The sequence below is a fragment of the Rugamonas aquatica genome, from assembly GCF_009380215.1.
Lineage (GTDB): Bacteria > Pseudomonadota > Gammaproteobacteria > Burkholderiales > Burkholderiaceae_D > Rugamonas > Rugamonas aquatica_B.
Genome location: NZ_WHUG01000005.1, coordinates 376,236 through 389,021, shown reverse-complemented (window position 1 = coordinate 389,021; position 12,786 = coordinate 376,236). Strand labels below are relative to the sequence as shown.

The 12,786-nt window shown below is 61.2% G+C and carries 10 protein-coding genes; 9 read left to right on the top strand and 1 reads right to left on the bottom strand.

All coding sequences use genetic code 11. From position 1 onward, the window contains the following. The first annotated feature begins 59 nt into the window (after positions 1–59). From GEV02_RS15700 to GEV02_RS15660, 9 genes are all read left to right on the top strand, one after another. On the top strand, positions 60–2,927 hold the full coding sequence (locus tag GEV02_RS15700; protein ID WP_152838976.1) for a type VI secretion system Vgr family protein: 2,868 nt from the start codon (positions 60–62) through the stop codon (positions 2,925–2,927). A gap of 9 nt (positions 2,928–2,936) precedes the next feature. Further along, a complete protein-coding gene (locus GEV02_RS15695; RefSeq protein WP_152838870.1) occupies positions 2,937–3,866 on the top strand; it encodes a DUF4123 domain-containing protein in 930 nt (309 codons plus the stop codon). 106 nt (positions 3,867–3,972) lie between these two features. Continuing rightward, positions 3,973–4,428, top strand: coding sequence for a DUF3304 domain-containing protein (locus GEV02_RS15690; protein WP_152838869.1), 456 nt, complete (start codon positions 3,973–3,975; stop codon positions 4,426–4,428). A 1-nt stretch (position 4,429) separates the two neighbouring features. Beyond that, on the top strand, positions 4,430–6,634 hold the full coding sequence (locus GEV02_RS15685) for a phospholipase effector Tle1 domain-containing protein (RefSeq protein ID WP_152838868.1): 2,205 nt from the start codon (positions 4,430–4,432) through the stop codon (positions 6,632–6,634). A gap of 180 nt (positions 6,635–6,814) precedes the next feature. Beyond that, entirely contained in the window at positions 6,815–7,465 is a 651-nt protein-coding gene (locus GEV02_RS15680) for a DUF3304 domain-containing protein (protein WP_152838867.1), read from the top strand. A gap of 76 nt (positions 7,466–7,541) precedes the next feature. Then, the gene (locus GEV02_RS15675) at positions 7,542–8,192 is read left to right on the top strand and encodes a DUF3304 domain-containing protein (protein ID WP_152838866.1); all 651 of its coding nucleotides are present in this window, start codon (positions 7,542–7,544) and stop codon (positions 8,190–8,192) included. Beyond that, positions 8,189–9,097: a DUF7738 domain-containing protein gene (locus GEV02_RS15670; protein WP_152838865.1), complete on the top strand. Its 909-nt coding sequence runs from the start codon at positions 8,189–8,191 to the stop codon at positions 9,095–9,097. The genes GEV02_RS15675 and GEV02_RS15670 overlap by 4 nt, the downstream gene beginning before the upstream one ends. A 103-nt stretch (positions 9,098–9,200) precedes the next feature. Next, positions 9,201–10,661: a catalase gene (locus tag GEV02_RS15665; protein WP_152838864.1), complete on the top strand. Its 1,461-nt coding sequence runs from the start codon at positions 9,201–9,203 to the stop codon at positions 10,659–10,661. Positions 10,662–10,779: 118 nt separating this feature from the next. Next, the gene (locus tag GEV02_RS15660; protein ID WP_152838975.1) at positions 10,780–11,850 is read left to right on the top strand and encodes a patatin-like phospholipase family protein; all 1,071 of its coding nucleotides are present in this window, start codon (positions 10,780–10,782) and stop codon (positions 11,848–11,850) included. Here the strand turns inward: GEV02_RS15660 and GEV02_RS15655 are convergent. Next, a complete protein-coding gene (locus GEV02_RS15655; protein ID WP_152838863.1) occupies positions 11,847–12,731 on the bottom strand; it encodes a LysR substrate-binding domain-containing protein in 885 nt (294 codons plus the stop codon). The two genes, GEV02_RS15660 and GEV02_RS15655, sit on opposite strands and share 4 nt — an antisense overlap. Between the last annotated feature and the right edge of the window lie 55 nt (positions 12,732–12,786).

Sequence of the window (12,786 nt, the reverse complement as noted above, 5' to 3'; positions counted from 1 at the left end):
CTCCGCTCAATGGGATAATGCCAAATCAGCAATTCTATTTATACCGATTGAGCATGCAAATGACCGAAGTGCTGGAGCAGCTGCGCGCGTCGCTGGCGGGCTTCTCAAGCGAACGCCGCCTGTACGCGCTGACCGTGGACGGCGCCAATCCCGACGACCTGATGGTGGAAGCCTTCTTTGCCGACGACCCCTTGCAAGGTGTGGGCGAGCGGGACATCATCGCGCTTTCGCCCAGCGCCCATCTGGACCTGGCGAGCCTGCTGGGCAAATGCGCCGTGCTGGAAGTGAGCCTGGCCGACGGCAGCCGCGCGCGCTTCAGCGGCCATGTCAGCCAGGCGGGCATGCTGGGCAGCGAAGGCGGCCTGGCGCGCTACCGTCTGCACCTGACGCCATGGCTGTCGCGCCTGCGGCACGTGCGCAACAGCCGCGTATGGCAGGACAGCAGCGTCACCGACATCGTCGACGCCGTGCTGGGCGGCTACGCGCCGGATGCGCTGTGGCGCTGGAGCGGCGACGTCGCAGCCTTCATGGAGCAGGTCACACCGCGCAGCTACTGCTGCCAATACCGCGAATCCGATCACGACTTCATCCTGCGCCTGCTCAGCGAGGAAGGCCTGGGCTGGCGCTTCGAGGACACGCCGGACGGCGCATGCATGGTGCTGTTCGCCGACAGCACGCAGGACAGCGCCGTGCCGGAGGACGCCAGCAGCGCGGCCTGCGGCGGCCTGCGCTACCACGCCGCGCGCGTCGGCGAAAGCCAGGACACGATCCAGTCGCTGCGCGCCAACCGCCGCCTGCACGCCAGCCTGGTGTCGGTGCTCAGCTACGATTACAAAGCCAAGAAGGCCACTGCCGCCAGCGCGCCGACCCGTCTGCCGGTTGGCGGCGGCAAGGCGCCGATGGTCGAAAGCTACGACCATCCCGGCCAGTATTTCTACACCGACGCCGCGCAGGCGGAGCGCTACGCCGGCCTGCAGATGCAGGCGCACGAGGCGGACGGCCGCCTGTGGCAGGCCCGCTCGACCGTGCGTACGCTGCGCGCCGGCACCCGCTTCACGCTGACGCAAGGCCCGCTGGCCGCCGGAGAGGACACTCCGGCCTACGTGGTGCTGCGCGTGCTCAGCGTCGGCATCAACAACCTGCCTGCGCCGGCGCGGCAAGGCCTGGCCGAGCTGTTCGGCCCGATTCCCGAATTGCTGGAGGAAGTCGCCATCGAACGCTCGGCGAAGCTGCCGGACGAGTTCGCGCTGGCGCTGCATCAGGCACGCGACAGCGGCTATGCCAACTGCTTCGAAGCGCTGCCGGCCGAGCTGCCATGGCGGCCGATGGCCGACGGCCGCTCCGCGCGCCACCACGCCAAGCCGACCGCGCGCGGCAGCCAGAGCGCCATCGTCGTCGGCGCTGACGGCAACGACCAGCCCAGCGGCGCGGACGAACTGTATTGCGATGCGCTGGGCCGCGTGCGTATCCGCTATCACTGGCAGGACGACGCCAACGTCACCTGCTGGGTGCGCGTGGCGCAGCGCTCGGCCGGCGGCGGCATGGGCAGCCAGTTCCTGCCGCGCATAGGCCAGGAAGTGCTGGTGCAGTTCATCGAGAACGACATCGACCGCCCCATCATCATCGGCGCTTTGTACAACGGCCAGGGCGAAGGCGGCGTGCCGCACACGCCGGGCGGAGAGCCGGGCGGAGACAGCGCAGGCGTGTTCGATCCTGCGCACGACCATGGCGTATCGGCGCAGGGCAATCTGGCCGGCGGCAACAGCCCGCTGTGGCACGGCGCCTCGGGCGACAGCGCCGGCCACCGCAACGGCGCGGCCCAGTGGGGCATGCGCAGCAAGGAGTTCGGCGGCGCGGGCTACAACCAGCTGCTGTTCGACGACACCGACTCGCAGGGACGCGTGCAGTTGCGCTCCACGCACGCCGCCAGCGAACTGACGCTGGGCCACCTGATCCACAGCGCCGACAACTATCGCGGCAGCCTGCGCGGGCAGGGCGCGGAACTGCGCACCGATGCCTATGGCGTGGTGCGCGGCGGCGCGGGCTTGCTGGTCACGAGCTACCAGGTCAGCCACAACGCCGGCGAGCGCGAACCGATGGGCGACAACACGTCCGGCATCGCGCTGATGAAGCAGGCCGTCAAGCTGGGCGAGACCTTCAGCGACGCGGCCAAGACGCATGAGACGGTGGCTTATGCCAGCCACCTCGGCGGCGGCAAGGCCAACGCCAGCGTGCTCGATGAGAAGTCGGCGCCGTTGAAGGCGATGCTGGCGGCGGTGTCCGGCATGGTTGGCGACGCCAGCCTGGATGCGGCGCAGGCCGACGCGGCGGGCAAGGACAGCAGCCCCGGCGACGGCAAGCTGCCGCACAGCAGTTCGCCGATCATCGCCATCTCCGCCAGGAATGGCCTGGGCGTGACGGCCGGACAGGGGCTGCAACTGGCCAGCGGAGAAACGCTGACGCTGATGAGCGGCGGCGACAGCCAGTTCGCCAGCGGTGGCCAGTTCCGCTTGCACAGCGGCCAGGCCATCGGCGTGCTGGGCGGCGCGGTCAAGGCGGGCGAGCAGGGCGTGGGCGTGCAGCTGATCGCGGCCAAAGACGCCGTCGACATCCAGGCGCAGGCCGATGAGTTGAAAGTGCAGGCGCGCGATGAAATCAATCTGGTCAGCGCTAATGCCTGTGTGGACTGGGCGGCGGCCAAGCGTATCAGCCTGTCGACGGCGGGCGGGGCGAACATCACCATCGACGGCGGCAATATCACGGTGCAGTGTCCGGGCAAGTTGACTATCCATGCCGGGACCAAGAATTTTTCGGGGCAGGAGCGTATCAATTACACCTTGCCGGCACTGCCCACAAGCATATGCAAGCCGTGTCTGCTGGCGGCACTGCGCAGTGGCAGCCCGTTCGTCGCGCCGGCCGCAGCCTGAGGAGGACCGATGTATTTCGCACTCAACGCGCCGCTGCCGGATTTGCCTGGCTTGATATGTCAGGGATTGAAAGATCTGCGGGCATCAGATCCCGATGCTACGCTCAATGTGTTCGCACTGGTGGACTGTGCTTTCGATGAGCAATTCTTCTCCTCGCGACACCATTCAATGAGGGAGCGTATGTCGCTGTACGCCGGTACGTCGTTGTCCGGCTTGGGCAGGGCCGCGCCGTATTTGGTGGCGGGGCCCGCCGATATTGGCCTGTGCTTGTCGTGGCTGGAGCGCTTGTATGCCGCTTGCGATGGAAAACCCATGCTCAGCATCATTGCCAGTACGCTGGATTTGAATGCCCTAGCCCACCACCTGCGGCCCTACCTGATCGCTAGGACGGAAGACACGCTGGAGTGGCCGGTGCGTTGGGGCGATACTCGCGTGCTGCCGCATCTGCTGTCCGCGCTGACGCCGGCGCAGCACGATGCCATGTTGGGGCCGATGCATTGCTGGTGGATGGCTGCGCGTGATGGTGGCTTGAGCGTCGTGCAAGGTACGGCAAGGGCCGAGACTACGCCAGCTGATTTCGACAAGCTGCCACTCAGTGACGAGGCGTTTTCCCAAGTGGTTGATGAGGCCGAAGCCGATGCCGTGCTGACGCAAATCGAGGAACGGCTGCCGGATGTGCTGCGCGGACTGGATCCGGCCGTATGCCATGCGCGGGTCCGGCGCCATTTGCGCATCGCCGACGCCCATGGCATAGAAGCCGCCGAGGCGCGTCGCCATTTCAGCCAACTGGCGCTGATGCTCGCCGACGATTTCGCGCAGCATCCAGAAATGGCGCGCTTGTTACAGCGTACACGGCAGGGGAGTGGCTATGCGGCGGAAGTGATGGCGCTGTCTCCCGTTTTTTGGGAAGCGGCGGAACGGCGGACGTTTCAGTCGTAGCCCCTCATTCGTCGGCGTCAAATATGATGGCGCTCGATAGGGGCACTGACAGGCATTAGCGCCTAGCCTGATGGGTAGATAGTGAATTTAGTGTAAAGGAGTTGGTATGAAATGGTTGGTTAGTTTGATCGCGTGTTTGTCACTTGGTGCTTGCGCAGCGCGTGAACCGGTACCTGAGCGAACGACGGCGACCGCGACGGCGCAAGTCGGCATTGTTAACCACACCGGGAACTTTATTTATTCCGCGACTGTTGATGGTTCAGGTGGTGGCCGGATGTCAGCTTGGGGAGCGGCTGTTGCAAATATGTGTTGCACCAGCATTCCTCGGGTATGGCATCCCGGCATGAAGGTTCTTGTCCGCTGGAATATGCCTGTAGGTACAACTGACGTGATCAAAGAAAAAATTGTTGAGGTTGAAAAATACGATAAGCCTGGAGACATCTATATGCACTTTTTCCCCAACGATGAAATACGCGTTGTGGTAACAAACAGTGCAGGTTACAGCCAAAGCCATCCGATACCTCCTCCTGTAGAGCCGAAAGAAAAATCAGGAGTTAAATAATATGATGATCGAAACCAGCCCATCAAAAGCTCCTTTTCCGATTGAAAAATTTTTGCAGCTGCCGTCGGTCGAGTTATCGAATATAGCCCTGGCGGCTTGCACTGCGACTACAACGGAAAAATCTGAGGAAAACAAAGGTGCAAAGTGCAGTATTCCTGTTCATGTTGGACTTTTCTTTGATGGGACAAATAACAATCTGGAGAGGGATCGGGATGGCAAGCGAACAGGGGTGTTAAATGAGGAGACGAAGAAACCGGAACCAATCGCAAGCAGGTCGCTGGCGCCAGTCGAACGCAGTCACAGTAATGTGGTACGACTATTCGAAGCCTATCCCGATAAAAAAAATGACATCGGCTACTTTCCCTACTATATTCCCGGTGTGGGTACACCTTTCGAAAAAATTGGAGAACTAACCGAGTCACAGAAAGGGAAGGCCTTCGCGAAGGGCGGGCAACCTCGTATCACATGGGCGCTGCTACAAGTATTGAATGCGCTCCGTCTGACTCTGAGTGGTGGTGCAACCCCACTTTATTCCACGGATGAAGTCTGCCAGCTCGCCCAAGACTACGACAAAGAAGTCGGCCGTACAGTCAATGATCCCTACGGCAGCCGGACGATCATCACGCATAAGACATGGTTTGAAACGTATATCGCGCTGCTGAAAGCGGAAATCGAGAAGACACCGAAGCCCCACATCCCTAAGCTGACGCTGGACGTGTTTGGTTTCTCTCGCGGTGCTGCAGAGGCAGTGGCTTTCTGCCATTTGTTTGATGATCTGCTGGTCGGAGGAAAACTGGCTGGAATTCCTGCGGTAATTAATTTTCTCGGCGTCTTTGACACTGTGGCGTCGGTGGGGGCGTCGGGTTCTGTCGCGCGTACTCTGCCCGTGCCGGATGCGGTTGCCGACGGTCATTGGGCGTGGGCGAAGACCCTGCTCGAACCGCTGCCGCCTAGCGTAGCAAACGGGCTGCACTGCATCGCCGCGCACGAGCAGCGCATGAATTTCCCGGTCACTGGGCTTGAAGGGAATGGCAAGTTCAAGCAGGTCTACTTCCCTGGCGTTCACTCGGATGTCGGTGGCGGCTATGCGCCAGGCGAATCCGGTAAGGGACGGGGAGATCAGTCCGCAATGCTTTCGCAGATACCGCTGGCATACATGTTCAAGGAAGCGCGACTCGCGGGCGTGCCGCTTACTCCTTTCGGTGAGTTGGAGCCGCGTACCCAACTTGACTTCCAGGTCGACGCCAAGCTTGCCTCCGCATGGGAAGCCTACACAGCAGAACTGGGTAAGGACGGTGCCTTGCTCATGAAGCACATGGAGCTGTACTACCGCTGGCGCGCAGCTCGGTTAACGACGCTTGAATCAACCGCCAGTTTCAAGGCCGCCTCTGCGCAGGCGCAGCAGGATCTGCGCGACTCCAATCAGATGCTCGCGGGAGATATCAAGGCGCTTAAACTCCGGCGTTCGCTCCCCAACCGCACCCCGGCTGATGAGGTCCCCAAACTGTCGCCATCCGAGGCGGCCGAAATGAGCCAATGGCAGCGCATGCGCGTGGAGAATCCGACGGCGTTGAACGCCTGGGAAATCTGGGCGCTCGATTTCTTTGAACATCCCAAGCCTCTGTCCGATGAGGTGATGCGCTTCTTCGACGACTACGTCCATGACTCGTTGGCCTGCTTCTATCTGGCTGGGGAAGTGACGGAGTACGACAAGCGCGTCAAGATAGCGAGTGTGATGAAGGCAGGCGCCGAGCGTGCGAAAGGATTCGATAAGCGCGTCTACGATTTAGCCGAAAAAACCCAAGCGGCCGTGAAGAAAAAGGATAAAGGTGAACCGCTCAGCCCAGAGGAGGCAAGCTTGGCTAAAGAAGCCGAATTCGATACGCCGTTTCCAATCATGACCGACGCCGATTCGGCCGATATGCGCGATACACTGATCCTGACGCAGACGTCCACGCGGCGTGAAGGCGGCGGCTACTTCATGCGTCGTGGCTATTACCCGCACGTTGGTTTCTTCTTCTTCCGCAGAAGCAAGTATGAAGAACAGTTGGTGCGTCCACCGTCTGCACAGGCTCCCGTAAATGTTCGTCCGCAGGATGTGGTTGCTTATGAAGCAGTCTGGTTCGACGACGGCATGCTGGCCTTGCTTGAGCCGACCAATAATCCAGATGACGCAACTGTGGAGCGGGCGAAGGCCTTCGCCTGATTTTGTATGTCGTTGGTCAAAACGATCTTGCCCCGTATGGGGTTCTGCTTTTGGCATCGAGTGCCCCGGGCTGTTGCAGGGTGAGTGGTATCTGGCATTGCTTGAGCAAGGCGCAGGGCCGCGCACCTTGGACGAGACCCGCGCCTTGCTGTCATAGCAGATGGAATCACATGCAAAATCATGAATCTGAAAGCTACCTTCCGACTGATTGTCCTGTTTGCAGGAGTGTCCACGCTGCTTGCAGGCTGCGCGCACGCTCAACCCGCGCCGCCAAAAAATCTGGGTGTCGCCGTCCGCTCTATCAATTACTCCGGCAAAGAAGTCGTATTGATGGCGATCGATCCCCAAGACAAACGAAATGGCGGTGGCGGCGACGCTTTGAATCCCTACAGCACGGGCGGAACAATTTGTTGTTACTCCATTCCAGCGGAATGGCATCCGGGCTTGCAAGCGATTGTGAAGTACAACCTCTATCCCGACCCGACATGGCATGAGCAATTGGTCGATATACCGCCTTATCCAGAAGGCATTGCTGGCGAGATTTGGCTCGCCATGCACGAGGATGGTCGTGCCGAGGCGGTCGTCTCGCATTTCGATCCGTCCAGGCCAGAGTGGCCGGGGCGAGTGCAGGGCCATCCTGTTCAGTCAGAGTCATATGCGTTAAAGCTTAAAAACGACAGGCTAAATAATCAAAAGGGCATGCTGGCCGCAATGGAGGCCGGGTTGAAGTACGACACGGGAAAAATGACTGCTCAGGAAATTGAAGAACTGAAAGAGGCGATTGAAAATACCAGGAAAAGAATTCAACGGATGGAGGAGCAGAGACCATGACCGCCAAGCTTTGTTGACTTGTAGTGCCGTAGCCTTGCGCCGTGCTGTGATAGTAGATGGAATCAAATACAAAATCATGAATCTGAAAACTACCTTCCGACTTGTTCTCCTGTTCGCAGGAGTGTCCACGCTGCTTGCAGGCTGCGCGCATGCACAACCTGCGCCACCAAAAAATCTGGGTGTTGCTGTTCGCTCGATCAATTACTCCGGCAAGGAGGTCGTGCTGATGGTGATCGATCCGAAGGATAAGAAAAATGGCGGTGGCGGCGACGCTTTGAATCCCTACAGCACGGGCGGAACAATTTGTTGTTACTCCATTCCAGCGGAATGGCATCCGGGCTTGCAAGTGATTGTGAAGTACAACCTCTATCCCGACCCGACATGGCATGAGCAATTGGTCGACATACCGCCTTATCCAGAAGGCATCGCCGATGAGATTTGGCTCGCCATGCACGAGGATGGCCGCGCCGAGGCCGTCGTGTCGCATTTCGACCCGACGCGGCCGGAGTGGCCAGGGCGGGTGAAAGGGCGCCCTGTTCAATCAGTCGAATACGCGCTAAAAGTCAGAGCTGACCGGCTTAATACCCAAAAGGAGATTTTAGCCAAGTTGGAAAAAGGACTGGCTACGGAAGCCGATAGCTGGAGCAAAGAAGAGATAGATCGCCTGAAGACAGCCATTGCAGATACAAAGGAGAGAATTCGGCTGCTGCAGGAGCAGAAACCATGACGGCCCTATTGGCGCTGCCGGTTGCCGCGAACATTGAACCGGCCAATGTAGATGAATTTTTCAGTGCCAAAGAGCTATCGGGATTGAATGAGCTGATCCGACTTAGAAACGTTCAATCACGCACAGGCCTGTGCTGCGGCTGGTTTCGTTTCGAAAGGCCGCGAGGGAGTGGGCTTGAGATCAGCATGCGTGATGGCCAGTTCAGCTTGGCGATGATTAAAATTCTATTGCCGCTGCTCTGGCTTGCGGCATTTGAATGCCATGGCGCCACGCCCAGCATAGCCGACTTTTTTGAAAAGGCAGCGAAGAAGGCTGGCGCCCTGAAAGACTATGGCTCTGCGAGAAAAGTCGAGAAGGGCGCACAACCCGAGCTCGTGGTGCAAGGCAGTACGATCACCTTCAACGGCAAACCGCTGGTACTGGGGCAGCGTATCGAGCAGTGGCAAAAGATCATAGGCAAGGGGGCGGTTTGCGCACGCAGGAATGAGCGTCCCCTTTGGTGCAAGTGGGACGGACTCGGCATCGAAATTGCCGGTAGCTTCGATCACCCCGCGCAGGTAGCGCAGATAAATGTGCGCTTCAATCGTGATGCCGACGAGGGCCTATACGATCTGCGTGCACGCGATGCGCAGGGCAATCCGATCGATCCCGTATGGCTATCCAAGGGCGTCTTCCCTGGCTATCTGGAATTCGACGGTTTCGGCATCGACAAACACACCCGTTTCTGGGAAATCCAGGCCAATGTGGATCGCCAGCGCAACTTGCGCTGCGGGCTGCTAAATTGCCATCAACCACACGGAACCCTGGGGGGCACAGCCGATTTGTACATGGTGTTGAACAGTGGTGATAAATACGGAGAACTCAGGGAGTTTACGATTGCTTCTGGGAGCGAGCAAAATAAATAGACTGATAGTCAATGACTATTAATTCAATAAAATTAATTGGCTTTATGTTTTTGGCTGTGCTCCTTAGAATGATTTCACTATCAATTCTCAAGGAGTCATAGCAATGAGCCAGCCACCGATCACCACCGCCTCCGGCATCCCGGTCGCCGACAACCAGAACTCCGCCAGCGCCGGCCCGCGCGGCCCGCTGCTGCTGCAAGACTTCCACCTGATCGAAAAACTCCAGCACTTCAACCGCGAGCGCATCCCTGAGCGCGTGGTCCACGCCAAGGGTTCGGGCGCCTACGGCACCTTCACCGTCACCCACGACATCACCAAGTACACCAAAGCCAAACTGTTCTCCGCGATCGGCAAGAAGACCGACACCTTCGTGCGCTTCTCCACCGTCGGCGGCGAGAAGGGCAGCGCCGACACCGAACGCGATCCGCGCGGCTTCGCCATGCGCTTCTACACCGAGGAAGGCAACTGGGACCTGGTCGGCAACAACACGCCGATGTTCTTCATCAAGGACGGCATCAAGTTCCCCGACTTCATCCACACCCAGAAACGCGATCCGCAGACCAACCTCAAATCGCCAACCATGATGTTCGACTTCTGGAGCAAGACCCCGGAAAGCCTGCACCAGGTAACGATGCTGTTCTCCGACCGCGGCACGCCGGACGGCTACCGCCACATGGACGGTTTCGGCAGCCACACCTTCAGCCTGATCAACGAGGCCGGTGAACGCGTCTACGTCAAATGGCACTTGAAGACCAAACAAGGCATCAAGAACCTGCCCGCCGCCGAAGCCACCCGCATCGCCGGCACCGACCCGGACTACGCCCAGCGCGACCTGTTCGGCGCCATCGCGGCCGGCGACTTCCCGCAGTGGGACGTCAAGCTGCAAGTGGCGACCGAGGCCGAACTGGCCGCATGGGAAGCGCGCACCGGCTGGAATCCGTTCGACCTGACCAAGGTCTGGCCGCACAAGGACTTCCCGCTGATCCCGGTCGGCGTGTTCGAGCTGAACCGCAACCCGCTCAACTATCACGCCGAAGTGGAGCAGGCCGCGCTGTCGCCATCGAACGTGGTGCCGGGCATGGGCTACTCGCCGGACAAGATGCTGCAAGCACGCCTGTTCGCCTACCACGACGCCCAGCTGTACCGCGTCGGCACCAACCACCAGCACCTGCCGGTGAACGCGCCGCGCTGCCCCTTCCACAACCAGCAGCGCGACGGCGCGATGGCCATCGCCAACGGCGGCGCGGCGCAGAACTACGCGGCCACCGAAGCGGGCGGCAGCAATCCGCAAGGCCTGGGCCACGGCGAGCCGGCGCTGGCGCTGCAAGGCGGCGCGGCCCGCTACGACGGCCGCGGCCAGGAAGACGATTACACGCAAGCCGGTAATCTGTTCCGCCTGATGCCGGCGCAGGAGCAGCAGAACCTGTTCGACAACATCGCCGGTCCGCTGAGCCAGGTGAGCGCCGAGATCATCGCCCGTCAGCTGGGCCACTTCGACAAGGCCGACCCGGCCTACGGCGCCGGCGTGCGCGCCGCGCTGGCCGCGCGCGGCGTGGTGGCCTAAACAGAAGCTGCGGACTACGCGCAATTGCACTACAATCGGATGGTGCAGTGCAGCGTAGTCCGCATCCTTCCGGAGGTCACACTTGAATCGCAAACCCGCTCCACTCGCGTCGCCTTCGATGCCGGGACAAGTCGTGCTGGCGCTGCAAGGCGGCGGCGCGTTGGGCGCCTACCAGGTGGGCGTCTACCAGGCCATGCACGAAGCCGGCGTCGAGCCGGACTGGGTGATCGGCACTTCCATCGGCGCCATCAACGGCGCCATCATCGCCGGCAACGAGCCGCGCTACCGCATGGACCGGCTGCGCCAGTTCTGGCACCGCATGGAGCAGAACGCGCTGGGCTTTTCCGCCATGCCGCGCGTGCTGGCCAACGCCGTCACGGTGGGGCAGGGCATACCGGCGTTCTTCGAACCCAATCTCTCCTCATGGTGGAATCCCGATGCGCGGGTCGGCGTCGAACACGCGTCCTTCTACCAAACCACGCCGCTGCGGACCACGCTCGATACGCTGGTCGATTTCGACTACATCAACGACCGCCATACGCGCCTGACGGTGGGCGCGGTCAACGCCCGCAATGGCGACATGCGTTACTTCGACAGTCGCAAGGAAGCGCTGAACGCTTCGAACGTGATGGCCTCCGGCGCGCTGCCGCCGGCCTTTCCCGCCGTGCGCATCGATGGCCAGCCTTACTGGGACGGCGGCATCTACTCCAACACGCCGATCGAGGCGGTGCTTGATGATGAGCCGCGCCGCAACTCGGTGATCTTCTCGGTGCAGGTGTGGAACCCGGACGGCAGCGAACCGCAAAGCATGTTGCAGGTGCTGGACAAGTACAAGGAAATCCAATACGCCAGCCGCGCCAGCAACATCGAGCAGCAGCGCAAGCTGCACCGCTTGCGTCATGTGATCCGCCAACTGACGCTGCACCTGTCGGACGAAGCGGCGATGTCGCCGGAAGTGCGCGAGCTGGCCGCATGGGGCTGCGGCACCACCATGCACGTGCTGTCGCTGAAGGCGCCGCGCGTCGGCAACGAGGATCACACCAAGGACATCGACTTCAGCGCCGCCGGCATCCGCGCCCGCTGGCACGCGGGCTATGAAGACACCAAGCGCTTCATCGAGATGCGCCCGTGGGACCGCGAGATCGATCCCATCGAAGGCATCGCCATCCACGAACTGCCTGCGCTCTAGGCGGGCAGCACGTCCTCGCACACCGCCAGCCATGCGCGGGCGGCGTGCGACAGGTAGTCGCCGCGCCACACGTGAGCGGCCTGCCATTGCAGCTCCGGTTCCACCAGCCGTACCGCGTCGAGGCGGTGGCCTATCGCCAGCCGGTGGATGAACGGTTCCGGCAGCAGCGCCACGCCCATGCCGGCCGAGGCCATCGCCACCAGCCAATCCCACTGGCCGCTCTGCGCGGCGATCTGCGGTTCGAAGCCGGCCGCGCTGAAGGCGTGGCGCAGGCTGCGCGTCAGCGCGAAATCATCCTTCAGCAGCACCAGTGGCATGCCCGCCAGGGCCTTCAGCTTGAGCGTGGTGCGGTGCTTCTGGAAGGTGCCGCGCGCGGCCAGCGCCCAGATCGGGTAGCTGGCGATGGGAGAGGTCTGCAACGTCAGATGCGGGTCGGCCGGCAGCACCGTCATGCCGATTTCCAGTTCGCCCATCGCCACCTGGCGTTCGAGCGCCTGGCCGGCATCCTCGCGCAGGGTCAGCGCGATGTCCGGGTGGCGTTGGCGGAAGGCCTTGAGCACGGGCGTGAACAGCAGGTTGATCATCGGCGGTATGCCGATGGTCAGCTGGCCGCGCCGGGCTTCCTGCGTGTCGCGCACTTCCGCGGTCAGCTGCTGCATGACGGCCAGCATCTGCTCGCCGCGCGCGTAGACCACGCTGCCGGTATCGGTCAGCGTCAGCGTGCGGCCTTCGCGCAGCAGCAACTGCGCGCCGACTTCCTGCTCCAGCTGCCGCACCATCTTGCTGATGGTCGACTGGGTGACGTGCAGCGACTCCGCCGCCTGCGTGAAGCTGTTCAGGCGGACGGTTTCGACGAAGTAGCGCAGCGATCGCAGATCCATGAATATTTCGACTGGATATGAGGAATTTAAGTCATACAGCGACTGATCTTCGAAT